Source organism: Nocardia sp. XZ_19_385 (assembly GCF_015355755.1).
Lineage (GTDB): Bacteria > Actinomycetota > Actinomycetes > Mycobacteriales > Mycobacteriaceae > Nocardia.
Genome location: NZ_JACVEE010000001.1, coordinates 1,393,631 through 1,417,626, shown reverse-complemented (window position 1 = coordinate 1,417,626; position 23,996 = coordinate 1,393,631). Strand labels below are relative to the sequence as shown.

15 protein-coding genes and 10 tRNA genes are annotated in these 23,996 nt (G+C 64.1%); 8 read left to right on the top strand and 17 right to left on the bottom strand.

Annotation, left to right across the window (positions count from 1 at the left end; genetic code table 11):
* The first annotated feature begins 140 nt into the window (after positions 1–140).
* Both IBX22_RS06505 and IBX22_RS06500 read left to right on the top strand, forming a co-directional pair.
* Positions 141–764: a TIGR03085 family metal-binding protein gene (locus IBX22_RS06505; protein ID WP_194814434.1), complete on the top strand. Its 624-nt coding sequence runs from the start codon at positions 141–143 to the stop codon at positions 762–764.
* Positions 765–867: 103 nt separating this feature from the next.
* Positions 868–3,522 (top strand): DNA translocase FtsK, encoded by a 2,655-nt coding sequence (locus tag IBX22_RS06500; RefSeq protein ID WP_194814433.1) that lies wholly within the window; start codon positions 868–870, stop codon positions 3,520–3,522.
* An 18-nt stretch (positions 3,523–3,540) separates the two neighbouring features.
* Here IBX22_RS06500 and IBX22_RS06495 read toward each other — a convergent pair whose 3' ends face one another.
* From IBX22_RS06495 to IBX22_RS06445, 11 genes are all read right to left on the bottom strand, one after another.
* On the bottom strand, positions 3,541–4,545 hold the full coding sequence (locus IBX22_RS06495) for a hypothetical protein (RefSeq protein WP_194814432.1): 1,005 nt from the start codon (positions 4,543–4,545) through the stop codon (positions 3,541–3,543).
* 213 nt (positions 4,546–4,758) lie between these two features.
* Positions 4,759–4,829 (bottom strand) — tRNA-Gln (locus IBX22_RS06490).
* A 6-nt stretch (positions 4,830–4,835) separates the two neighbouring features.
* Positions 4,836–4,908: transfer RNA gene (locus tag IBX22_RS06485), tRNA-Gln, on the bottom strand.
* A 1-nt stretch (position 4,909) separates the two neighbouring features.
* Positions 4,910–4,984, bottom strand: a tRNA-Arg gene (locus IBX22_RS06480).
* A 22-nt stretch (positions 4,985–5,006) separates the two neighbouring features.
* Positions 5,007–5,080, bottom strand: a tRNA-Leu gene (locus IBX22_RS06475).
* 4 nt (positions 5,081–5,084) lie between these two features.
* Positions 5,085–5,157 (bottom strand) — tRNA-Arg (locus IBX22_RS06470).
* A gap of 28 nt (positions 5,158–5,185) precedes the next feature.
* Positions 5,186–5,259, bottom strand: a tRNA-Leu gene (locus IBX22_RS06465).
* A gap of 4 nt (positions 5,260–5,263) precedes the next feature.
* Positions 5,264–5,336: transfer RNA gene (locus tag IBX22_RS06460), tRNA-Arg, on the bottom strand.
* A gap of 31 nt (positions 5,337–5,367) precedes the next feature.
* Positions 5,368–5,445: transfer RNA gene (locus tag IBX22_RS06455), tRNA-Leu, on the bottom strand.
* Positions 5,446–5,741: 296 nt separating this feature from the next.
* A complete protein-coding gene (locus IBX22_RS06450) occupies positions 5,742–7,091 on the bottom strand; it encodes a serine-threonine protein kinase (protein WP_194814431.1) in 1,350 nt (449 codons plus the stop codon).
* A gap of 25 nt (positions 7,092–7,116) precedes the next feature.
* A complete protein-coding gene (locus tag IBX22_RS06445) occupies positions 7,117–8,949 on the bottom strand; it encodes a S8 family peptidase (RefSeq protein WP_228538222.1) in 1,833 nt (610 codons plus the stop codon).
* A gap of 631 nt (positions 8,950–9,580) precedes the next feature.
* On the opposite strand from IBX22_RS06445, the gene IBX22_RS06440 reads away from it, so the two are divergent.
* Genes IBX22_RS06440 through IBX22_RS06425 form a run of 4 tightly spaced genes read left to right on the top strand, consistent with a single transcriptional unit; the run spans position 9,581 to position 11,992 of the window.
* On the top strand, positions 9,581–9,904 hold the full coding sequence (locus IBX22_RS06440) for a WXG100 family type VII secretion target (RefSeq protein WP_194814429.1): 324 nt from the start codon (positions 9,581–9,583) through the stop codon (positions 9,902–9,904).
* A 56-nt stretch (positions 9,905–9,960) separates the two neighbouring features.
* On the top strand, positions 9,961–10,254 hold the full coding sequence (locus IBX22_RS06435; protein ID WP_194814428.1) for a WXG100 family type VII secretion target: 294 nt from the start codon (positions 9,961–9,963) through the stop codon (positions 10,252–10,254).
* A 5-nt stretch (positions 10,255–10,259) separates the two neighbouring features.
* Positions 10,260–11,627 carry an EndoU domain-containing protein gene (locus tag IBX22_RS38235; RefSeq protein ID WP_194814427.1) on the top strand — a complete coding sequence of 456 codons (1,368 nt, stop codon included), beginning with the start codon at positions 10,260–10,262 and terminating at the stop codon, positions 11,625–11,627.
* Positions 11,628–11,641: 14 nt separating this feature from the next.
* Complete coding sequence (locus tag IBX22_RS06425; protein WP_194814426.1) at positions 11,642–11,992, top strand: hypothetical protein; 351 nt, start codon at positions 11,642–11,644, stop codon at positions 11,990–11,992.
* Positions 11,993–12,349: 357 nt separating this feature from the next.
* On the opposite strand, the gene IBX22_RS06420 is transcribed toward IBX22_RS06425, so the two are convergent.
* The 3 genes from IBX22_RS06420 to IBX22_RS06410 all read right to left on the bottom strand — a co-directional run bounded on the left by IBX22_RS06420 (position 12,350) and on the right by IBX22_RS06410 (position 15,681).
* Positions 12,350–12,610 (bottom strand): recombinase family protein, encoded by a 261-nt coding sequence (locus tag IBX22_RS06420; protein ID WP_194814425.1) that lies wholly within the window; start codon positions 12,608–12,610, stop codon positions 12,350–12,352.
* Positions 12,611–12,923: 313 nt separating this feature from the next.
* Positions 12,924–13,883, bottom strand: a complete 960-nt coding sequence (locus IBX22_RS06415) for a hypothetical protein (protein WP_194814424.1) — start codon at positions 13,881–13,883, stop codon at positions 12,924–12,926.
* Between the two features lie 493 nt (positions 13,884–14,376).
* Positions 14,377–15,681, bottom strand: a complete 1,305-nt coding sequence (locus IBX22_RS06410; RefSeq protein ID WP_194814423.1) for an alpha/beta hydrolase — start codon at positions 15,679–15,681, stop codon at positions 14,377–14,379.
* Positions 15,682–15,861: 180 nt separating this feature from the next.
* Here IBX22_RS06410 and IBX22_RS06405 point away from each other — a divergent pair, with 180 nt between their 5' ends.
* Complete coding sequence (locus IBX22_RS06405) at positions 15,862–21,780, top strand: bifunctional trypsin-like peptidase domain-containing/SEL1-like repeat protein (RefSeq protein ID WP_194814422.1); 5,919 nt, start codon at positions 15,862–15,864, stop codon at positions 21,778–21,780.
* 251 nt (positions 21,781–22,031) lie between these two features.
* Here the strand turns inward: IBX22_RS06405 and IBX22_RS06400 are convergent.
* Both IBX22_RS06400 and IBX22_RS06395 read right to left on the bottom strand, forming a co-directional pair.
* Positions 22,032–22,105 (bottom strand) — tRNA-Leu (locus IBX22_RS06400).
* Between the two features lies 1 nt (position 22,106).
* Positions 22,107–22,179 (bottom strand) — tRNA-Trp (locus IBX22_RS06395).
* Between the two features lie 491 nt (positions 22,180–22,670).
* Here IBX22_RS06395 and IBX22_RS06390 point away from each other — a divergent pair.
* A complete protein-coding gene (locus IBX22_RS06390) occupies positions 22,671–23,654 on the top strand; it encodes a TerC family protein (RefSeq protein ID WP_194814421.1) in 984 nt (327 codons plus the stop codon).
* Positions 23,655–23,705: 51 nt separating this feature from the next.
* Here the strand turns inward: IBX22_RS06390 and IBX22_RS06385 are convergent, their stop codons facing one another.
* Positions 23,706–23,993, bottom strand: a complete 288-nt coding sequence (locus IBX22_RS06385; RefSeq protein WP_194814420.1) for a YciI family protein — start codon at positions 23,991–23,993, stop codon at positions 23,706–23,708.
* Between the last annotated feature and the right edge of the window lie 3 nt (positions 23,994–23,996).

The following is a 23,996-nucleotide window of genomic DNA, read 5'->3' as shown; positions in this document are numbered from 1 at the left end:
CGGAACGAGACAAACGTACATTTGCCACATCTCTGACGCCAGCCCGATATCTCGGATTCCAGGCATCTCATAAGGATTCGACAAGCCTCTGTCTGAGTCGGCGGTGTGGCGGACCGGGGAAGTCGGCTATGTTCAGCTTTATGAGCATTGCGCAGCGCGAACGGCAAGCACTGGTGGTCGCGATGTCCGCCGCGGGCCCCGAAGCGCCCACTCTGTGCGGGACCTGGACGGTGCGAGATCTGGCTGCGCACTTGGTGGTTCGCGAGCGCCGCCCCGATGCCGCGCCCGGCATTCTGCTGAAACCCTTTGCCGGATATTTGGATTCGGTGCAGGACAAGACCGCGCGCAAGCCCTTCGACGAGCTGCTGGAGCTCGTGCGGACCGGGCCGCCGTGGTGGTCGCCGCTCAAGCCGGTGGACGCGATGGCCAACCTGAGCGAAATGTTCGTCCATCACGAGGACGTGCGCCGCGCCGCGCCCGACTGGGCACCGCGCGAACTCTCCGATGCCGACGAGGCGAAGTTGTGGTCGCTGGTGCGGCGGATGGCGAAGATGTCCTATCGCAAGTCGCCGGTGGCGCTGGTGTTGCAGACGCCCGATGGTCGTCGAGTCGTCGCGAAAGACAGCTCCGGGGCCGAGGTGACACTGACCGGTAAGCCCTCCGAGCTACTGCTGCACGCCTTCGGTCGCGACGAAGTCCGGCTCGAAACCGGCGGTCCGGCCGAGGCGGTCCGTTCCGTGCTCGAACTCGACCGTTCGGTCTGAATTGGCCGCCCACCTGGGCGAAATCGCGATTTCTGGCAGCTGAGACGGCCGATACCAGTGTTGCGGATGGTCTGGATGGGGCCTTTGCGGTTAGCCTGAAGCAATGGCAGGTAAGTCCCGCAACACCGCGACGCCCCGGTCACGGGCGGGAACAGGGCGGGAACCGCAGCAGTCAGGAGCGGCCAGAGGGAGGACCACCACGTCTCGGACTCGTTCGACCACACCGCGTTCCACCGCCGCACGCCCCGCTCAGCGCCGCACCGGCCCGACGCCTCGCGCCCGGGCCACCCCGCCGCGCCGTCCCCCCGCCCGCACCGCGCGCGGCGGCTCCAGCACCGCGCCGCTCGCGGTCTTCAGCCGGGTGGTCAGCGGCGGCTGGAACATGCTCGCCAATGGTCTCGGCGCCACCACCCGGACGTTGAGCCGGGCCGGCGACATCGAACACGGCCACCGGCGCGACGGGATGGCGCTGGCCCTGATCGCGGTCAGCGCGATCGTCGCCGCCGCGGTGTGGTTGTCGGCGGGTGGCCCGGTCGGCCGCTGGGTCGAGGAGGCCATCCGCTGGGTCGCGGGTTCGGCCTCGGCGGGTCTGCCGTTCGCCTGCGCCGGACTCGCCGTCATTCTCATGCGTACCGAACCGCATCCGGAGATCCGGCCCCGCCTGGTGCTCGGCGGAATGCTGGTCAGCCTGCCGTTCCTCGGCCTGTGGCATCTGGCCGCAGGCGCACCCGACGACGCGCACGGCCGGTCGCGCGCAGCGGGTTTCACCGGTTTCGTGGTCGGCGGTCCGCTGACCGACGGCCTCACCGCCTGGCTGTCGGTCCCGATTCTGTTGCTGGCCATCATCTTCGGCGTGCTGCTGCTCACCGGCACCACCGTGCGCGAGGTGCCGCAGCGCCTGCGTGAGTACTTCGGCACCGGCAGCGGTGGCGACGAATACGGCGACTACCGCGGCGAACACGGCGATTTCGATCCCGCCGATTACGACGCCGACGGCTTCCCGCTGCACCGCGGGCGTTCCCGGCGACGCGGCCGCACTCCTGCCGAGAACTATCCCCCCGACGAGTTCGGCGATCCCGACGCCGTCACCGAGGCGCTGTCCGAGCCGCCGCTGCGGGACGCCAAAACCATTGCCACGGCCGCCGAATTCGGGGCCGAGGATGCCGCTCCGGCGCCGAAGCCGCGCAAGCGCGTGACCCCCAAGGTCGCCGACCAAACGCCGCCACCGCCGCCGAAAGAACCCGATTTCGTTCCGGAACGGGTCATCGAGGGCGACTACACGCTGCCGCCGCTCAACCTGCTCACCGACGGCGATCCGCCCAAGAAGCGCAGCGCCGCCAACGAATCGATGATCGAGGCGATCACCGAGGTGCTGGTGCAGTTCAAGATCGACGCGGCGGTCACCGGTTTCGTGCGCGGCCCGACGGTCACCCGCTACGAGGTCGAACTCGGGCCGGGTGTGAAGGTCGAGAAGATCACCGCGCTGGCCCGCAACATCGCCTATGCCGTTGCGACGGAGAACGTCCGGCTGCTCGCCCCGATCCCGGGCAAGTCCGCCGTCGGCATCGAGGTGCCCAACTCCGACCGGGAACTCGTGCGCCTGGCCGACGTTCTCAAGGCTCCGTCCACCCGAAACGACCACCACCCCTTGGTGATCGGCCTCGGCAAGAACATCGAGGGCGATTTCGTCTCCGCCAACCTGGCGAAGATGCCGCACCTGCTGGTCGCGGGTTCCACCGGTTCCGGTAAGTCGAGTTTCGTGAACTCGATGCTGGTGTCGCTGTTGCAGCGGGCCACCCCGGACGAGGTCCGGATGATCCTGATCGACCCGAAAATGGTGGAACTCACGCCTTACGAGGGCATTCCGCACCTGATCACGCCCATCATCACCCAGCCGAAGAAGGCCGCCGCCGCGCTGGCCTGGCTGGTGGAGGAGATGGAGCAGCGTTACCAGGACATGCAGGCCAACAAGGTCCGCCACATCGACGACTTCAACAAGAAGGTGAAGTCCGGCCTGATCACGGCGCCGCTGGGCAGCGAACGGGTGTATCGCCCGTACCCGTACATCCTCGCCATCGTCGACGAGCTCGCCGACCTCATGATGACCGCCCCGCGCGATGTCGAGGACGCCATCGTCCGCATCACCCAGAAGGCCCGCGCCGCCGGCATCCACCTGGTCCTGGCCACCCAGCGCCCCTCGGTGGACGTCGTCACCGGCCTGATCAAGACCAACGTCCCGTCCCGCCTGGCCTTCGCCACCTCCTCGCTGACCGACTCCCGCGTCATCCTGGACCAGCCGGGCGCCGAAAAACTTATCGGCATGGGCGACGGCCTCTTCCTGCCGATGGGTGCGAACAAACCCACCCGCCTGCAGGGCGCGTTCATCAGCGACGAAGAAATCCACGCCGTGGTCGATTTCGCCAAGAACCAGGCCGAGCCGGACTATCAGGAAGGCATCACCGCCGCCAAGCCCGGCGAGAAGAAAGACGTCGACGCCGACATCGGCGACGACCTCGACGTCCTCCTGCAGGCCATCGAACTGGTCGTCACCTCCCAATTCGGTTCCACCTCGATGCTGCAACGCAAACTCCGCGTCGGCTTCGCCAAAGCGGGCCGCCTGATGGACCTGATGGAAACCCGCGGCGTCGTCGGCCCGAGCGAAGGCTCCAAGGCCCGCGACGTCCTGATCAAACCCGACGAACTCGACGGACTGCTCCTTTCCATCCGCGGCGGCGACGCCCCGGACCCGGACGAGTAATCAGCAGCGGAACCGGACTCAGTAGCCGAGCCAGCGGAGACTGGAATCGCTGGCCGTATCGCAGGTCAGGTTGCTTCCGTCGGCGGCTTTGGCTTTCCGCCCCGCTGTATCGCACTCCGCGCCCAGGGTTGGTTGCCCGTCCGCGGCCGGGGTTTTAGTGGGGGAGGGTTTGGTTGTGGTGGTGCGATCGCTGGCGGACCCGCAGGCGTAGGTGACGCCGTAGTCCTCGGAGTCGATTTCGCCGAGGCAACCGAAGGGTTCCACACCGGCGGAGTTGAGCTGGGCCGCGATGCCGGCGGATTCGTTGACGCAGAACAGCCCGGCTTGATCCATGCGGCAGTCGAATTCGTTGAAGGTGATCCGGCTGCCGTAGTTCAGGGTGGCGCCGTCGCCGTAGGAGAAATCGCCGGGGTCGCCGGCCAGGCGGCCGATGCCCAATTGGGCGCCGTCGAAGGTGGTCCAGTTGCCGACCCAGTTGCCGTGGCTCGGCGCACCCTCCGGGCGCGACGGCGGATCATCGTACTGTACAAGGCAATTCATGCCGGGACGGTCGGCGCTCGCATTCCGGGGGGACATGCAGCGAAGCTTCTGGGAGGGGCTCGTGAAGGCGACAGCCGCGCCCAGATCGGTGACCTTGCCGTCGCTCGAATCGGTCGCCGTGTGGAAGTTCTCCAGGTCGACCGGCGTACCCGCCTTGACCCACGCGGCCACCGACGCCAGCGACGCGCCCGGCGCCGGAACCGGCAGCGCCCGTGCGGAACTGGTAGGCGCCGGAGTCGTCTGCGCCGTCGCCGGCGGCGCTGCGTCACTACCTCCGGAGTTGTTGAAGGCCCCGGTGACGAACAGCCCGCCGACGGTGAGCACACCGCCGACCAGCAACGCCGTCAACCCGATGATCACCCACTGCTTGACCCGCGGCGGCGGGGGTCCGTCCCCCGATGCCTCGTAGTTACCCTGGATCGGTTCGAACACCTCGGTGCGCTGATCCCACGGCTCCTCCGGCTGACGGTACCCCGGTGCCATCTGTCCTCCATCACGATCGATCACGGGCAGGCCGGTACATCGGTCGGTGCCCGACGGGAGCATACGACGCGTCCGGCGTTGTCGCGCAACGATCTTCGGCCAACCATGCGTGGTCGCCGCTGGGGTATCACGGTGTTCGGAGTAGCTCATCGTGGAGTCGAACCACGCGATCGGGCCTTATCAGAGTCCGTCGGCAACCGTGCATGAGCTGTGCTGGAGTGCCAGGATTCGAACCCGGACCCACGGAATCAAAGTCCGCAATGCTGCCCTTACACCACACTCCATCGCAGCTGGGGTGCCAGGATTCGAACCTGAACCGACGGCTTCAGAGGCCGCTGTGCTGCCGAGTTACACCACACCCCAGTGCGCCTGAGAGGACTCGAACCTCCAACAAACCCTGCTTCGTAGACAGGTGCTCTTCCGCTTGAGCTACAGACGCGGACCCGCGCGGACGCGGTTCGTTCCCTCGGCGAGATTCGAACTCGCACCAACCGCCTTCTCGAGACGGTGCCTCTGCCAATTGGGCTACGAGGGATCAGTACCCGCGGGTGGGATCGAACCACCGGCCTACGCCTCCGCAAGACGCCGCTCTCTCCACTGAGCTACGCGGGTTCGGTACCAGTGCGGGGTGCACCGGTTGTTCCCTCGGCGAGGTTCGAACTCGCACTGACCGCCTTTTGGGGACGGTGCCTCTGCCGGTTGGGCTACGAGGGATCAGTACCCATGGGTGGATTCGAACCACCGACCTTCGCCTTCGGAAGACGCTGCTCTTTCCGCTGAGCTACACGGGTTTGTATTCAGTTGTCCGGAAACGGGTTCCGGTGGTTCCCTCGGCGAGATTCGAACTCGCAACAACCGCATACTGAGTACGGCGCCTCTGCCGAATTGGGCTACGAGGGAATGGCTGTGGTGAATACGAAGAAAGGGGCCACTCCAGGCTGGGTAGCCGCGGAGTGACCCCTACAGGTCTGCTCGAAAGAGACCTCAGGGGCGGCTCCGGGACGCCAACAGGCGGGCCTGGATTTGCAACGCCGACAGCTCGACGCGGCCACGCGAAATACCGGCCAGCGAGCTTCGTCGCCGGCGCTGGATCTGCGCGATCATGGCCTCGTCCTTTCTGCTGTGTGGTGCTCTCAACTGTTGTCTATGACGCTAACACCCGGAACGCGGCGGGAAAACCTATTTATTTTCGCTGGTTAGGGGGTGTCGAGCTTGCCTGCTTTGACCGCGACCCAGGCGAGACTTTCGTGCACGATATCGCTGTGCGCGCCGAAGGGCGCCCGGCCGTTCGCCACCGTTTCGGAGGCGTCGATGTTGATGAGTTGTCCTGTGGCGAAGGGATATTCGGTGCCGACCGGCAGCAGCGCGACCTGCGGGACGTCGAAGGCGCCGACCGCACCCATCGCGGTCCACGGGTTGTCGCCGTGGGCGCCCGCGGCGTTGTCCCGGGCAACCTTGGACGCGAGCGGATAGAAGTCGCTCAGTGCGCCGTCGTGCTGGGAGAAGCACACCGAAATGGGTCCGTCGACCCGGCCGGACCGCCCCGCCAAGCCGCCCTTGCGATTTCGGTCGAACGGTAGGGGATCCGCGAACGAGAAACTCGAGAACGCGCCCTGCAGCAACGTGACAGATTTGACCGACGACACCTGCCCGTCGGGAATTCCGTTGAGGGCGTAGGAAACTACCCGAGCACCGAAGCTGTGGCCGATGAGATTGACGCGCAGGCCAGGGAATTCGCCCTGTAGCCGACCGAGAAGGGGCCCCAGTCCCCGCTCACCGACGACCCCCGCGCGGTTCTTCATCTGCCAATACGTCGCGGCCCGCAAGGCTTCCTTGGCGCCGTGCAGCACCTTCTTGAACACATCCCCGAATCCGGCCGCCCCGCCTTCGTCCGAGTCGAGGTCGACGCCGGATCTCCGTAGCTGCATCGCGAATTCGCGGAAGACCTCCGAGGCATCATTGGCCGTGCTGAGCATGGGCGGCACCCCGACGTCCGCGTCGTCCGGACCTTCGGAGTCGGTGTGCCCTTGGAAGGTGGCGATACTGAATTCCCGCATCTGGCTGAACAATTCGTCGACCGTGTCCTGATCCGGCTCTGCTGTCGCCAGCAGTTCCGCGATGCGATCGAGCTGTTGCTCGCCGTCCGGGAAAGTCGTCTTTAAATTCCGCAGGGTATCGGCGTCGAGGGCCGGCGACCCGGCGGCGACAGTTTCCCGCGGACCCGCGCCGGCCGCTCCACCAGGCGCATCAGCCAGCGGGGCACCGTCATCCGGTTCGTCGCTCCAGCGCTCAGAGGGCCAAATCACCCCCACGTACCCGATCCGGCGCGTACCGGCGCGCGGCAACGCGTCGAGTTTCCCGAACCACCGCTGATACAGGTCGACGGCCTTGCGCCGATCGTTGTTCCAGCCGTGGGAGAACAACATCAGATCAGTGACCTCACGCTGCCGCACGCCCGCGATCAGTGCGTCCACGCCTGCCTCCACGGCGCCGTCCTTGTCGAAGGACACGATCCACAGCGGCTTGTCCCCAATGGATTCCGGCATTGCACTTCTCCTTACTTCGCCGCGCTCACACCGACTGCATGGCGCGCATCAGGTCGACGATTCCGCCGCCCTCGAGGTAGTGGTCGCGGCCGAGCGAGGTCGCCGATTCGACGAAGATCCGTTTGACCGAGTCCGGGTCGCCGATGAATTCGCGCCGGACCGACAGGAAGGCCGCGATAGCGCCCGACACGTGCGGGGCGGCCATGCTGGTGCCGCTCTGCTCGATGTAAACGGCAGCGTCCTCCTCGTTTCGGCCCAGCGACCGGAAGGCGTCGGCGCCCAGTTTGCCGGTGCCGGCCGAGGTGATCCGTTCGCCTGGTGCGACCAGATCCGGCTTGATGCGCCCGTCCCCGGTCGGCCCGCGGGAGGAGAAGTAGGAGATGCCGTAGGTGTGTGGTGCGTCGCGGTGCGTGGAGCCGACGGTGATGGCGCGCTTGGCGTTTCCCGGATCGTTGATGGTCATACCGGTGCTGAACCGGGTCGGCGCATTCTGGTCTTCGACGAAATGACTGACGTAGGCGGAGTTGCCCGCCGCGACCACGACGATCACACCGCTGCGGACGAGCTTGTCGACCGCCAGGCACAGCGGGCTGCTGCCGCACGCGTACCACTGCGGATCGAATCCGTACCCGAGGCTGAGATTCACGCCGTGGATGCGGAGCGTGCCGTCACTGGCCGCGTTGACCTTGCGCACGTAGGCCAGCGCTTGAATGACCCGCCCAACCCGCGCCGATTCATTGCCCTTCGCGCCGAGCACTTTCAGGCTGACCAGCCTGGTGCGCGGCGCGATCCCGGACAGGCGTGCCGGATCCACGGCCCGCCTGCGCAACTCGGCCCCGTCGGCGGTGTTGTACCGATTCTCGGTGACGACAACCTTTTTCGCCTTGCCGTCGAGGCCACCGGCGATGATGCCCGCGACGTGGGTGCCGTGCCCGGCTTCATCGACGAGCGCGCCCTCGCGAACGGGCGGACCGTCGCCCGGGCAGGTGCGATGCAGGTCACGCACAGATCGGTGACTGAGGGTGGAATGGGCCCGGAAATGCGCGTGCTGCCCGTCGATGCCCGAATCCACCACTGCCCAGACAATTCCCGTGCCGTAGGCATTGAACGAGCGTTGCGCGGCTTCAGCTTTGATCGTCACGAAGGAATGATCGATCTGAGCGTGCACCTCGAAGTCCGGCCAGATGGCGTGCAATGCCCGGCTACGCAGCGTCGAGGCCACCGCATCCGCCGCGACCAGCCCCTCGATCTGGTCCGGGGTCAACCATCCGGTGGCGTATTCATCGGTGAGATGGAAGGGGACGCCAGTGTCGCAGACCAGCTTCCACAAGATTTTGAGCCGCTTGAAGGCAGCCTTGAGACCACGGCCATGGCTGAAATTGAGCTCGATCATGACGGGAATCGGATCGTCGGAACCGGGAGGCGGCGGAATATTCGCCTCAGCGGACCGCGCCCGTTCTGCACGGCGCGCCTCGAGGAACTTACGCAACGGCGGTGCGATAACTCCGGCGACCGGCACCTGGCTCGGCTCGCCCGCGGTCGCCGACCCGCGCTGGGGAACGTACCGCGCCGCGCGCGCATCAGCCTCGGGTGCCGCCGCCCGCCCGGCCGCGGTGAGTTCGATCGCCGGCTCCGGCGCAACCAACCCCGCCTCCCGCAGCTTACCCAGCGCGGCCGTGACCGTAGCCCACCACATCGGCTCCCCGGCCATCGAATCCCGTTCACCGGCCTCGAATTTGGCAGCAAACCGGGCGGCGATCATGGTCAGCAGCGTCTTCTGATTCACCTGCTTGCCGGCAGGCACAGTGACCAGGACCGCCAACGCCCTGTCCTGCCAAACCTCGATGTCACCAGCCATGACTCCGGCTCCACGTTTCTCTCGCACAATACGTGCGACCATCAGTATTCAGCAGTCATCGCCGCTGGTCATGGGTAGTGCACTACTCGATAGGCAAACTGATGCCATTGGTTCCCTCGACGAGATTCGAACAGCATCCGCAACCACGCGGACGCGGGGTGAACTGGTCGTTTCCGCCGATATCAAGGTTGTTCGGTCCAGTCGTCGCCGATGAACAGCAATCCGATCTCCCGTCGCGTCGGCGTTCCCTGCCTCTGTAGTCAGTGGGAGAGGTGCCGCTACCAAATGAATCAGCGCTCAGGCCGTGCGGGCACGCCATCCCATCAGCGCTCCGGCTCTCCCGGAGCGGCGACGGGGCACGGTCTTTCTGAAGGACTTGGTGTCCCGGTGCTCCGTGTGCTCACCCGTCGGCGACTACCGTTGGGAGCCAACCATGTTCGGTGGAGCTCCGGGAACTGATTGGGTGCTCCAAAACCCTGGAGAATTCAACCTTCGCAAGTCGAATTACCGCAGGTCAGAACATCTTTCGCCATCCCTGGAGGATCGCGAGCCACTACCATGATTGGCCGAGGTTAACCTCGGTCATATACTGTCCGTTTAGTCGCTATCCGAGTTAGGGGGATTGTCCTGCATGTCCACGACCGGTAATGGCGGGTCGGAGCTTTGGGTGGTTCCGACAGAGGTTTCCGATGCGGGGAAGTTCGTTCAAGCAGTGTCGGAGACGTTGGTGACTGGTTTGCATTCGTTGGATGCGGATGTGGATCGGTTGTTGGAGTCATGGCAGGGCGGGCGGGCGCAGTCGTATCGGGAGGGGTGGGATGAAACAAAGCAGGGGGCGCTGAAAGTGCTTGCCTCACTGGCGAAGATGGCGGAAACGTTGGGTGTGACCAGCGCTTCCTACGTCGACACTGATTCTAATAATGCGCAGCAGACCAGTTCGTTGGATCTTCCCTGATCGTCGGAACTGGTGACGCTGCGTGTGGTTTGTGAGCAATCGAGAGGGTGGGGCAGATGGACGGCTATCGGGTTAATCTTGGTGAGCTGGAGCAGATTACGGCGCGGATGCGGGGATTCTCGGGCTTCCTCACTGAAACGTTGCAGGGTCTCCAGCAGCGGATGGCCGCCCTGCATCAGACGTGGTCGGGTGAGGCCGCTACCGCGCAGAGTGAAGCGTTTGCGCAGTGGATGACGGCAGCGAATGAGGTCGCTGAGGGGATTGCAGCGATGCAGGATGCCTCTGCGGATGCGCATGCCAGTTATATCGACGCGGTGGAAACGAACTTGCGGACATTGGGGTTGCGGTAAATTTCGTGGCGCCGAGCGATAAAGAAGTTGCAGTTACCCCGAAAACATTCTACGACGCTGGCACTGATTGCATTAATGCTGCGGGTGCGTTTGATGCTCTTTTCACTCTCGCGATGGGCGGGCTCATAGAGTGTGAGAAGATGGGTGGTAGTTTTGCTGCGGCCAGTGATTGGTCTCGATCGTATGATGATCGGGCCAGTGAACTAACTGCCCTCGCTGCCAATCTGGTGAGCGCTTTGTCGAATTACAGTAACATTGTCACCAATCTGGGTTATGTTCACGCCCTCGCGGACAACAACCCCAATAACGATGACCCACCGAAGGCCCTCCCAATACTCAAAGGTATCGTTCATATTTCGCCTCCTTCAGCGGGCGGTCCAGGGAATGGGTTGATCGACAAGCTTGGGGTGGGGTTGATCGAGCAGCTCGGGGCTAGTGTCCCCGACGGTAATATCGAAAGGCTTGATCTGGCACGCATCGTGTGGGAAACGATGGCCACTGGTGACGTGATTGTCACCAATATCGACAAATTGCAAAAATTGCCCGGCACATTCGAGGAGCAGAAGTCCGACGATGCTACTGCGGTGATAGAGGATTTAAAGCAACTCCACAGCGCTGCGATAGATCTGCAACACGCGTGTAGTGAACTCGCCGGCTCGTGCCGCGATCACCGTGCCGCATTGATACAACTTCGGGATGACATCACCAGGGTGATAGAAGATGTCGCGAAGGATGCCGGGGTTACGGTTCTAGTTGAAGTAGGAGCCGCCGCGCTGATATTGGCGGGCAGGCCGGATGCTGCTGCGAAATTGTCTGCTGATCGGGTCAAGAACATGGCCGATGGTATCGGCAAGATCGTTGTAGAATGGAATAACACCAAGGGTATTGCGGCTGGGGTTAAGAAATCTCGAGACCTCGGTCCAGCACGAACAAATCTGCAACGCATCATAGACCTCAAGCAGAATCCTGTTTCCAAACCAGCCAATGGCCTTGGTGCCCAGTGGAGTAAGGTAACAGGATCTGTTCCGAGTAGCATTTCGATCACTCAGGGACGGAGAATCCATATCCTCGACGGCGATGGCGATGAAGACGGAGGAGGACACGCCCCGGGCACGGGGGCGCCAGGAAAGACCGAGTTTCCTGATACCGACCTATGGGAAGACGACCACATCATCAACAGCATCGTGGATGTTGCTAAGAATCCCGACCAAGTCCCGGTACTCCAGGACAACGGGCGTTGGAAAGTCCAAGGGGTTCGCGACGGTGTACTCATCGAGGTAATCGTGAACTCGGACGGCACTATCCGCACCGGCTACCCGGTCAGCGGGAAAGACGTGTACAAGAACGACGAGAACGGCAACCCGATCAAGTAGGACGGCAAGGAAATATGGAATCCCCCGATCGACCACGCAGGACACGCCAAAGGCCTGGTCGGACACAGGAACAGATCGACCGCCTGAACAAACTGAGCGCGGATTCCCGTGAGCTGCTGGAACAGCTTTCGGACCGGCTTCCGCCGGAGGCGGTGGCCCAGTACCGGACCTTCAGCGATGTCGGCGAGTGGGGCGAATTGGTCGACGGACTGTGTGCCAGCCTTGTGAAGCGGCGAATCCCCATCACCCCCGCTGAGCGCGACAGCTTGGCCGAACTGATGGCGATGTTCACGAACCGTGACGACTACGCGTATCTCCGCGACCCGGCGCGTGTCCTGACGCAGCTTGTTGTTGTGACCGCCTAGTCTAGCTCGGCCTCGATAGTTCAGCTGCCTGTTGTGGCTCAGGTCGATGAGCGTTGCCTGGCTTTGGTCGCCTGCGGTTTCCGCCGCGCCGACGAGGACGGGTGACGGGGCTCGACCCGGTCTTGAGCGGGGACGCGCCCCTGCGTCGGTGAGTTCGGGTGCCTCGCGATGACGCGGGCATCCGCGCGGTGAGGTCGGCGAGGCACACCAGGGCGTCTTCGACGCGACCTACGGAGGTTGAGTCAATGGCGGACACTGCGAAAGCCCGCCGCGAATGTTGACTCGGAGATAGTCGCGTCTGTTATTTCGCCTGGCGTGGAAACGAGTCGCGTAGCTTCGGCGCGCACATGCATGTGGTCAGTGTCGCGGCGCGGGGCGAGCGCTGCGTCGGGAAGTCGATGGACGGCCGAAGCGTTCGACCACATTGGCCGTATTCAACAGCCGCGACACATACGACGGGTACCAGCGCTGGCGTCCGGCTGGTGTCGGAACTCCGTTGGCATTGAGTTCCGAACAGATGCTGCGATAGGTGATGCCGTTGCGGTTCATGGCCACAATGAGCTCCAAGACGTCGTCCGGGCACACGCGCGGGCGTCCACGTCTCCGCCGTCCGTTCATCGACGGCTCCTGCGATCACCGCGAGTCGTGCGCCGAGGTCGACCACCGGGTCGTCTGATCCGCAAAATCGCTGCGATCAGCCACATCAACGCTCTCAGTGCAGCATCGAAGATTGTCATTGCACGTTTGCTGCGGTGTTTGTCTCCGAAGACGGCTATTACGGCGGTTAGCGCAATCAGGAGAGCGAGTAGCGCTATGGGGATGAGGACGGTGGCGGCGAGGATAACCGGTGTGAGGCCCCACGTGGCGTGGGCTTGACCAAAATAGTTCGGCAACGTGCACTCCTAGGGGGAACGGAGCGCGACGCCTCGTGTCAGGGTGTAGACGCGCTCCGTAGGCGATTTCGAATCGACTGGTCACCAGCAGAGTTCGGTCCACGGCACACGCAAGGGGACGATATGACAACTTGTCCGGGGCAGTGGATACCGGAAAACCGGCGGAACCTGTTGTTGCGGAGGCGCGTCCGTGTCTGTCGCTCGGCATCGAGTTGCCGATGCCGAGGAGTCGAGGTGGACAGATAGCCCGCCACCCAGAAGACCCTGAGAGCTCGACGCATGGCCCGTCGTGTCTCGTCATAGGCGCGAGAAAAGGCCGCGACCATCAAGTCCAACAGTGTGGACTTGCCGATTCCGGCGGGCGCTTCAACCAGGTACTTGTTGTGGGTTATCCTGCCCGCGACATCGCCAGCTGTCTCGTAGTTCTCGCGGAAGGTGCTGCCGGTATGTGCCGCAACCGTGAAGCGGCTGTCCATCACATAGTTTCGGCCCGGCTCAGGCAGCAATGGATCATTCCTGCAGTAGGTCGCGAGGGTCGCTTCTACAGCCTCGTGCACCGTCGATACGGCCGATAGGGCCTCGCGCATCGCCGATACCGGGTCGGAGCTGTAGAACGGCAACGGATCAGTGGATGGCATGTCTGCTGAGATCGACAGCGCCCGCTGTTCGACCTCGACAACCGCGATCCGCATCGCGGCCAATCGGAATGAGGGGGCGTCAGGGTTCCACCACCGATTCTCACGCCCCAGCATCAAAAAGTTTAGGAGTGGGACACCTTTCCCGCCCTGGATTATTGGCGTGGTTTTAGCCCATTCGTCATTGAAGGTGTCGGAGGCTTTGCTGAGGAAAGCGGCATCGGAGATGGCCGTATCTGGTGTGAGGCCGATGACTGCTCGCGTCGATTCGCCGGTGTACAGCCGACGGCACCCACACAAGAACGTCAACGTCTTACCGGTACCAGCACCGAGCGTCAGTGTGCTCGTCGTGTTTGAGGCCACGCCGACCAGGGTAGGCGCGGGTACCGCCTGTTCCGTGAATTCCCGACTCTACGTGCAGCGTTCTCCCTGGTCGAAGACCGATCGCAAGCGTTGAAACAGTGAGTCTCTGTGCGGCCCATCGGCTTCCATGCAGACCTACGTCGGATACTCACGGCGACACGGCTGGTCGGTAGCATCCGATGCGATGGACACTCTTACGAAGCCGATTGCAGTGCGTTCGCTGGCAGCTCTGAGTGTTGATAACCAGCCGTTATCGGCATCCAGTTCGGCGCGAGCGCCAACTAGCGGCAGCTTCATAGCCGGATCGTAGCGGGATCGAGCCACCGACATCCAGAACTGCCGTTTCCCGCGCGGTCTGCAGCGGCCGACACTGCCCAGCCGAAGATCGACGGCCCCGGGACATCTCGGGGCCGTCGCCGTGTCAGTACATGCCGATGTTCGTAGACGCCGGCTTGATCAGTCCGTCACAAGCGTCGGGTTCCTGCGAGTTGCATCAGCGGTTTGCCGTCGGGCGAAACACCCAGTGCACACCCGCCGGTGCGACCACCGATCGCAAACCGAATCGCTTGTCCGGCTCCAGTCCGCCGTGGATCAGGTAGAACAGATCACCTAGGACCGAACGATGGTCTCCGATGTACGAGTGACCCATGAAATCGGTGTCGAGTTCGGTTGCATCGATGGTGTCGACGCCGTCTACGACCACTATGCCCGCACCCGCCTGACCCGCACGCGGATAGCGCGCAAGCCGCTGGGACATGCGCAGAGCGCGGTCCTTGTCTGAGGCGTATAGGGTGAATCGTTCGGCCTGTCCGGCGAAAACCTCGGCGCGTCTGCGGAAAACCTCGGCATCGACATCGGGAGCTGCGAAAACTATCTCTGCCAGCCGCGCTGGGCGCGGGCTGGGCGGCGCGACGGCCAGCGCGACGAGCGCCTCAGTGAGCAGCCTGTTGCCCATACTGTGCGCGACCACGTGCACGCGACGAACACCTATGGTGCACAACACCTTCCGCAAGAAGTCGGTGAAATGCGGGGCCGACCATTCCACGGCGACCCCATCGGCGACGTAGCCGGAGACAGATGCGGTGGAGGGCCAGCTGTACAGCATCGGCACACCTTTGAAATCGAGGTCGAAGGCGATCTGCGCTGCCCGTTGCACTGCTGCGGGGAAACCGACGTTGTAGCCGTGTACGAACAGCATCACATCCGGTTCTGGCGCGCGGTGAACCGCATCGGACAAAACCCCCGCGATATCATCGCCACCGTCCGGTTGCGCGGCGGTGATACTCAGATGCTGGCGTCTCTCACTCCGGAACCGCATGGGCCACGGCCGCGGCCCGTCCAACTGGCACATGCGGCGGTCGTCCGGAAGCTGCACCGCCGCAATCCCGTACGAGGGCTCCCCGCGCTTCCCGCAGAACGAATTCCGGGGATCGGACTGACCGGTGGCTCGGCGAGTTGTCCCGTACACCACCTCGATTCGAACGTGTCGATGGTGCCGGACCTCCTTCACCACATCGACGGCAGTCCCGGTGCCGGACACGGACGTGCGCAAACTCTCGAGCTGATCGTCGACTCGGCGCGAGATCGCGGGTACCGAATTCAGCAGCGAGCGAATCTCCGCTCGCACCGCCGGCTGCTCGGCAGGTATGGCGAACTCCAACTCGCGCAGGCATTTCAACAGCTCCTCGTTCAGGCCCTCGATTTCCGGCGGGGGCGCGTCGAGCCAGATGCGCGCGATGGCTTCGGCCAGTAGCGCCGAAGTGCCCGCGAGTTCGTCCGGCGATCCGTCATGATCCATGCCCGGCCCCTGACCTGAAGCGAAGTATCTACGATGGTTATCACCATCCTCGCAGTTAGGCCGCCCGTCATCACCGAAAGCGTATGAGCTTTCGCCCGGCAACACCTAGGCTGATACCCGCGGGCGGTGCAACCCCCGGCGAGCAGCGGCCGTCCGCGCGAGCGCCGATGTGGAGCCGATGTGTTCGAGGAACTGCTGACCGAGTGCACCGTCGCGGTGACCACCGCGAACTCCGAGGGCAGCGGTTTCTTCGTCGGGCCCGCCCTGCTGGTCACTGCTGCGCATGTAGTCGCGGGGGCCGAACGCTGCACCGTCACATGGAAAGACATCAGGTACGAGGCTGCGGTCCTGGACCGTCATCCCGATCCCGATCCCGATCCCGATCCCGGCGCCGATCCCGATAACTTCCCCCTGCCCGATATCGCGGTGCTCGAGCTTCTCACCGCGCTCACCCATCCGTGGGTCGACTTCGAAACGGAGTTGCCGCGACCCAGCGATCGGCTCTTCGCGATCGGATACACCCGCAGATACGATAAGGATCGACTCTGCGAGACTCCCTTCTCTTACGAGTGCGAAGGCATTGTGACCATGGACGGGATGGACCTCGTCCAGCTCCGCGACGGCCTCGTTATCCCGGGAATGAGTGGCGCGCCGGTGCTGAATCAGCGCACCGGTCGGGTTGTCGGGCAGCTCAAACGATCCGGTGACACACGGATTCCCACCGGCGGCTGGGTGGTGCACTGCCGGGCGTGGCTGGATCGAGTTCAAGTCCTGCGCGCAGAGCACGACTCCGCACAGCGACACGATTGGGTATGGCGCGACCTGCGGGCACGCCGCTGGGAGCCGAATCTGCGTCCGGCGCATCGCACCCCGCCATCTGGCGACTTCGTGCCCAGTGCCGCGTTGGCCGCCGAATACGCACTGGTCGACTTCACCGGACGTGATCAAGAATTGGCCACCCTGAACGAATGGTGCTACAGCTCGGCCGATTTCGACGTCCGCCTGGTTCTCGGAGCGGGCGGCGTCGGCAAGAGTCGCTTGGCCGCCGAACTGTGCGCCCGGCGCACCGAGGCGGGGTGGATCGCCGGATTCCTCGATCCCGCCGCACCCGTGTCGCTGCCGGCCGAACTGCGCGCCAATGTCGATCCCACACTGGTCGTGATCGACTACGCGGAGAGTCGCGGCGATCTCGGTGAGCGATTGCGGCTGACGGCGATCGCACCAGCAGGTGCCCCACTGCGAGTTCTGCTGATCGCGCGTGGAGCATCCGAATGGTGGGATGCGCTGCGGGAGGCGCCACAGCGACAGGTGCGTGAGGCGGTGCTGCGGCACGCGCCGATCACCCTGGACAGTGAACTCGACGAGAACCCCGCGATCACGGAGACAGCCGCCGTCGCCGCACAATGTTTTGCCCGCGCCAGACAACGACCAGTCCCCGTGCTGCCCACACTGCCACCCGAAGCCGCGCAGTGGACGGTGCTCAGCCTGCACGTGTGGTCACTGCTGGCAGTGCTGCGCGATGAGGATCCCGGGCATCGGATACCGCAACCGGCGACTGACGCGGCGCTGTGGGAGGAACTACTGGGGCACGAAGCGCGGTATTGGCGCAGTACCGCGCACCGCGCCGAGCTGGCTCAGCTCGATATGACGACGCTGCGCCGCTGCGTCGCCCTGATGGCACTACTGGGAACCTCGACCGAGCACGAGACCGTCCAAGCCTTGACTCGGGTACCTGAGCTCACAGACAGCGACAACCTGCTGCGCTACCGCATCGCCCGCTGGCTCCGCGAACTGTATCCCGCTCCCCCGCCCGAGTGGCTGGGCCGTCTGACACCCGATGTTGTCGCCGAGTTCCATGTCGTCGAACAACTCTGCCACGCACCCAATTTCGCGCTCAGCGCGTTGACGGCACTTCCCGCGGAGCAGTCAACGCACGCGCTGACGGTGTTGGGGCGCGCGGTGACTCACCGAGCCGAGGCGAAAGATCTGATCAGAGCCGCTTTCCACGTCGATCTGGGCGCGCTGGCCCGCCCGGCGGTCGAGGCCGCCCGGCAGACCGGCCCCGGGCTGGGCCGATTGCTCGCCGAGGCCGTGGCATCGGAGTCACCCTCTGGCACCCTGCTCGATGAATTGACCGTCCTCGTACCGCACCGCTCTGAAGCTTTGCGCGATCTGCGGATTCTGCTGCTGCGCCGCCAACTAACCACCGCGCCGGGTGCTTCGATGACCGAAGTCCTCCTGCAACTCTCACTCGGCGAACTACTCGTCCACGCAAAGGCTGCGGACGAGGCGCATGTCCTCGCCCACGCGGCTCTGAAATCCCTAAAGAGTTGTTCTGATGAAGCCGCACCCGGCGCACGTGCGGAGGCTCACGCGCTGCTGGGTTATTCACTGCATGCGATGGGGCATCGCGACAGAGCCGCATTGTCAGTCAATTCCCAAGCTCTTGAACTGTTTCGAGAACAGCTCGACTCCGACTCGACCGTCCGCCCCGACCGCCTCGCGCAAGTCCTCGTGCAGCGCGCGCACATACTGCTCGATATCGACGAGCCTCTCGCGGCCGAGCACGCCGCCTCCGAGGCGCTGGCCAAGCTCGCGGCCCGCCCCTGCGACTCGAACTCGTGGCACTTGACAAAGGCCCGCGCGCAGGTAGCTCGGGCACTCGCCCTGTGGCGCACCGAGCGTCACGGCGAAGATCTCGCGAGTTCACGTGCGGCGGTCGAGACCCTACGAACGCTGGCTTCGCTGGACAGCGACCAGCATCTCGCTGTGCTCGGTATCGCCCTTGATCAGCTAGGAGTGCGGCTGGCGGAAATAGGCATGCACCGAGAAGCAATGGCACGCACGCGGGAGGCCGTGCGAATATTCCGCAGGCTCGCACACGACAATTCCTGGCTGTATTCGAGCCTGCTCTCGGTCACACTGCATAACCTCGCGGTCCGGCTCGGAAACTTCGACCGCCACGATGAAGCACTCGAACTCACAAAGGAGGCCGTCGAGATTCGACGGCGTGCCGGACTGGATGCTTCTCGCATCGCCCATTTGATCAGAAGCCTGATCAATCTCGCCGGGATGCATGAACGACTCGGCCATCGGAGGGAAAGCATCGACGCGGCCAGAGAAGCGGTGCATCTGGGCCGCAGAATCACCGCCGGTCAGGTGACCACCGTGTTACTGGATTTTTCCGACGGCGATATCACTGTGCAACTCGCTGAGGCCCACACGGGATTCATCCGGGACGCCGCCGCCGCCCTTCAAACTCTCGCGATAGTGAGTCACCTCGACTCACCAGAACTGGCGTTGGAGGCTACCGAGGAAGCCCTGGAACTGCTGCGTTCGCAGCCGGAATCGCATGTCGAGTTCAACCGGTCAGCGCTAGCCCGGGTTTTCGCCACCATTGGCACAATTCACGTGTCGCGCCGCGACTATCCCGCTGCGATCGAAGCGCTCACCGATGCGGCGAGGATCTGGTTGGACCTGGCCGAGATCGCCCCGCAGAACCACATCCGCTCGGCCTCAGAGGGGCTGAGCGATCTGCTGGTGATCGCGGAGAACTGGGCCCCGCCGACCAGCGATCCGGCCACCGCGAAACAGGCCGCGGCATGGCTGGTCACCGCGGCCCGCCGCTGTCACGCATTGAACCCGCAAGGCGATCTCGTGGTGTTGGCGCGAGCGCTGCGGGCGGATGCCCAGCGGGCTGCCGGGGCAGGTGAGAGCGAGTACGCGGTGCAGGTCGCGACCGAGGCCGTCGCAGTGGCCCGTGCCGCGATGACCACCGCGCCCGATACCGATCGGGCGACCACGGAACTGCTTCCGCGATCACTGCACACACTCGCGACGGCCCTGATGGCGGCGGACAACCGCATCGACGCGATCGACGCCCTGACCGAGTGCACACGAATCGGACTCGCGGATTCTCTCGCGGACACAGATTTCAAGCACGCGATGAGCCGCAGTCTCGGCTACCTTGGGAGTATCGAACTCGTGCTCGGCCGGAATGCCGATGCCCTGGACCACCTCGGCTCGGCGCTCGCACTGTTCGTGGATCTGCACCGCACCCCGGACGCCGATCTGGACGAGATTCGCGCGGAGCTGTTCGAGACCAGCGACCACTGTTTGCACGCCGCAGCGCGATCCCGCCGTACGGCTATCGCAATCGCTTGCGCCGTAGTCGCATTGGCGAACAGTTCTGGTGCGCCGCTGGACAGAATGGATGCCTGCCTTCAACAGCTGTGCGAAGCTGTCGCCGCCGACCCGGCGGGCACGACAGTGGTCTGCACCGAACTCTTCGGCACCGAACGGCCGTATCTCCTGGCCCGGAACGATCACGATTCCGTGACCGACCTTGACCAGACTCAGGCGGAAGCGGACTCCTGCGTGGCATACGACCGGAAATTCATCGAAATAGCACGGGAATTCGTGGCGGCAGCCTGTCAAGTCATTGCCGCCGGCGAGGCAACGCTCGCAGTATTGACGCCGGACGACGCGCCGCACGACCCCCTGACCATGACGGTGACCCGAATACTGCTGTGCACCGCCGGTTACGGACTTCAACGCGGGGTTCTACGGGCCGACCTCGAGCGGCTGGTCACCCACGTCCGTGGCAGTTTGCCAGACGAAGCCGAGTTCGACGCGGCGATCGCTCAGGCAGTAAGCGCTTCACTTCTGGTCGTGTCCGAAGACCGGCTGCGCGTATCCTCTTACCTTGCGACGGCGGCCCGCCGGTTCGGCGATATGGCGATCTCCACACCGGATCTGTGGTCGCATGTAGTAGAGCTGGCCCACCTGGAGGATCTCGCCAAAGTGGCGACCAACGCCGAGTCCGTCGACCACCCCGACGTCGCCGAAGCCGCCCTGAGGCGCGGCGCTGATCTCGGCGCGGCGAGCGCCACCTACGAACTAGGCTGGTGGCTCCAGCAACGAGGACGAACCTCCGAAGCCCGTGTGCTGTACGAGCGGGCCGCCGCACTGGGCGTCACCGAGGGCATACTCGCCCTCGGTGCGCTGCTCACCGTCGACGGCCGCCTCGAAGAAGCTGAGCCGCTACTGCGTACCGCGGCGCGTCGCGGCCATCCCCGTGCGATGGCATCGCTCGCGGGCTTTTTGAACGCGATCGGCAATGAGTCCGAGGCATACACCTGGGCCGAACTGGCCGCAGACAGAGGCGACGCCGTCGGGATGCTCATCCTCGGCCAGTTGCAATTGGCGGCGGGGAATCTCGCGGGCGAGGACCAGCTCAGGACCGCAGTGGATCGGGGCTCGATCCTGGCCTTGCAGGCGCTGGGCGAGCATCTACTCACCTCTGATCCGATCCACGGCGAGGGCTACCTGCGGCGAGCGACCGCAGCCGGATCCCTAATTGCCGCTTACAAATTGGTGCTGCACATCCTGCAGCAGAATCACTCCCTCGACGAGGATCTGATTCGGTACATGACGGAGTTGAAGAAGATCGTCATCACTCGAGACGGTGCCGAAATGCTGCACACCTCCAAATTCGACGCGATGGCGCACGAGCTACGCACCAGGTCGAAACTCGAACTCCTGAACCGGGCCATCGAAAATCAGAATTTCGATGAAGTCACCAAATGGTTCCTACGGACGCCGTGGGATGACCTCACAGTGTCGCTCGCAGGTTTCGCCAACCACGTGCTCGAACGACTGGACCAGAGTTTCGACACCACGCAACTGTGGCTGAATCTAGCTGAAGCCGGAGATGGCATAGCGATGTACAACGTGGGGCTCTGCTATTCGCTCACGGAACAGTTCGAGGAGGCGGAGCTGTGGTGGCGGCGCGGCGTGACCGCGAACCGAGTGCACCCAGAGTGCTACAACAAGATCGGCTGTATGCGCATGCGTGTCGAGGACCATGCCGAGGCCGAAATCTGGTTCGGCCGAGGCGCTGAACAGGGCGATCCCGTCGCGATGTTCAATCTGGGTATCGTGCTGCATTCGACCGGTAGGGCCGGCGATGCCAAAAGGTGGTTCCGGCGCTCCCACCGGGCAGGACACCAGCAGGCCGCCGAAGCACTCGCGAAGCTCGCCGCGGAACGGCCGCCCAAAGCCAAACGCTCGAAGTCGAAATCCCGGCGGCGACGGTGAGCGTTGCGTGATGCCCGATCCTTGAACTCGCCCTCGCCAAATGAATCGAGGACCGTTCTGACCGCTCTCATACAGGCTGACTTCAGTCAGGACGAGTGAGCGATAATAGCCGCTGCGCGGGCGATCGCCGAGGCTCGCTGGGCGCTGTCGCGATGGCGGAATTATTGGTGTTTTCTTGGTGACGGCCCGATGCAACGGGGTGGGTGAACGAATCCCCTGACCAGTATTGCCTGGTCAGGGGATTTTTGATGTTCCCTCGACGAGATTCGAACTCGCAACAACCGGCTCCTAATGCCGGCGCCTCTGCCAATTGGGCTACGAGGGAGCACGGATGGAGGGACTTGAACCCCCAACGAACAGTTTTGGAGACTGCCGCTCTACCAGTTGAGCTACATCCGTAGGAAAACGAACTGTTTGGAGACGAAAAAAGGGTCACTCCTGGCCGTAGCGCCGGAGTGACCCCTTCAGGTCTGGGGGTTACGAGACCTCAGGGGCGGCTCCGGGTACGCGCAAGGCGGGCCTGGTGGCTGGCCGATAGACGGACGAACCCACGCCAGGCGCCATCGAGCGACTGTTGCCGCTGCTGCATGGTCTGCCGGATCATGGTGTCGCCCTTTCTGGTTGGTCGTCCTCGAAGTTGTCGTCTATGACGCTAACACCCCAAATCGGTACGTGGAAGCCATTTTCCGGCGTGCCGTCTCAGATGTCCGGTCAGGTTTGCTGGCGAGATTTGCTGGCAACCGGTAGCGACGGCGCACTCCTGGCAACCGGTGCGCCCGCCTACCTGCGCCGATGTGGAATTATGGTCAGCAACTATTCGGCTAGCGGACAGAAATGGACAAATCGGGCACTATGGACGCCATGAGATTCCAAGCCGATCGGGCTGACGCATGAATGTGACCACCTTGACCTGGGCGATCACCGTGCTGGTGATCCTCGGACTCTTCATCTTCGACTTCTTCGCCCACGTCCGCACCCCGCACGAGCCGACCTTCCGCGAATCCGGCTTCTGGTCCGCGGTGTACATCGGCATCGCGCTGCTGTTCGGCGGTTTCGTGGCCTGGCAGTGGGGCGGCACCTACGCCGGCGAGTACTACGCGGGCTTCGTCACCGAGAAAGCGCTCTCGGTGGACAACCTGTTCATCTTCCTCATCATCATGTCCACCTTCGCGGTGCCCCGGATCTACCAGCAGAAGGTGCTGCTGATCGGCATCGTGCTGGCCCTGGTGATGCGCGGCATCTTCATCGCCGTCGGCGCCGCCGCGATCAGCACCTTCAGCTGGGTGTTCTATCTGTTCGGCGCATTCCTCGTCTACACCGCCGCCAATCTGCTCAAGGAGAGCGGCCACGAGAAGGAAGCCGAGGAGAAACGCGACAGCCGCATCGTCGCCCTCATCAAGCGGTTCCTGCCGACCACCGACGAATACGACGGTGACAAGCTGATCACCCGCATCGACGGCCGCCGCACCCTGACGCCGCTACTGCTGGCGCTGATCGCCATCGGCTTCGCCGACCTGCTGTTCGCGCTGGACTCCATCCCCGCGATCTACGGTCTCACCGAGCAGCCGTACCTGGTGTTCACCGCCAACGCGTTTGCTCTGATGGGCCTGCGCCAGCTGTTCTTCCTCATCGGCGGACTACTGGACCGCCTGGTCTACTTGTCCTACGGCCTGGCCGCGATCCTCGCGTTCATCGGTGTGAAGCTGGTGCTGCACGCGCTGCACGAGAACACCTTGCCGTTCATCAACGGCGGCGAGCACGTCACCGTCCCGGAGATCTCCACCCCGGTCTCGCTCGGCGTGATCCTCGGCATCCTGGTCGTGGCGACCGTTGCCAGCCTGGCCAAGACCCGCGGTGCGGTGAAGCAGGGCTAGACGCGCACAAAAAACCCGCGCACCTCGATCAGGTGCGCGGGTTTTCGCGTATCAGGCGCCGAAACGCTCGCCGATGGTGGGAGTCCACTCGACCACGCGGATCTCCTCGACGAGGTTCTCGCGCGCGAACGGATCTGCGGCCAGCAGCTCCTTCAGCTCGGCTTCGCTCTCGGCGCGCCAGAGCAGCAGCGCGCCGGAGCCGTCACCATAGGGGCCGCTGCAGAGCATCGGGCCCGCCTCGGCCAGCTCCGCGAGCCACGCCCGATGCTCGGGCCGATAGGTGTCGCGGCCCGCGACGGTGGCTTCGGAGTAGGTGTATTGGACGGCGAAAGTCGGCACTGC

What these genes read in the sequence shown, in the direction of transcription:
- IBX22_RS06505 (WP_194814434.1), top strand. Translation starts at nt 141, where the DNA reads ATGAGCATTGCGCAGCGCGAACGGCAAGCACTGGTGGTCGCGATGTCC.
- IBX22_RS06500 (WP_194814433.1), top strand. Translation starts at nt 868, where the DNA reads ATGGCAGGTAAGTCCCGCAACACCGCGACGCCCCGGTCACGGGCGGGA.
- IBX22_RS06495 (WP_194814432.1), bottom strand. Translation starts at nt 4,545, where the DNA reads ATGGCACCGGGGTACCGTCAGCCGGAGGAGCCGTGGGATCAGCGCACC.
- IBX22_RS06450 (WP_194814431.1), bottom strand. Translation starts at nt 7,091, where the DNA reads ATGCCGGAATCCATTGGGGACAAGCCGCTGTGGATCGTGTCCTTCGAC.
- IBX22_RS06445 (WP_228538222.1), bottom strand. Translation starts at nt 8,949, where the DNA reads ATGGCTGGTGACATCGAGGTTTGGCAGGACAGGGCGTTGGCGGTCCTG.
- IBX22_RS06440 (WP_194814429.1), top strand. Translation starts at nt 9,581, where the DNA reads ATGTCCACGACCGGTAATGGCGGGTCGGAGCTTTGGGTGGTTCCGACA.
- IBX22_RS06435 (WP_194814428.1), top strand. Translation starts at nt 9,961, where the DNA reads ATGGACGGCTATCGGGTTAATCTTGGTGAGCTGGAGCAGATTACGGCG.
- IBX22_RS06425 (WP_194814426.1), top strand. Translation starts at nt 11,642, where the DNA reads ATGGAATCCCCCGATCGACCACGCAGGACACGCCAAAGGCCTGGTCGG.
- IBX22_RS06420 (WP_194814425.1), bottom strand. Translation starts at nt 12,610, where the DNA reads ATGAACGGACGGCGGAGACGTGGACGCCCGCGCGTGTGCCCGGACGAC.
- IBX22_RS06410 (WP_194814423.1), bottom strand. Translation starts at nt 15,681, where the DNA reads ATGGATCATGACGGATCGCCGGACGAACTCGCGGGCACTTCGGCGCTA.
- IBX22_RS06390 (WP_194814421.1), top strand. Translation starts at nt 22,671, where the DNA reads ATGAATGTGACCACCTTGACCTGGGCGATCACCGTGCTGGTGATCCTC.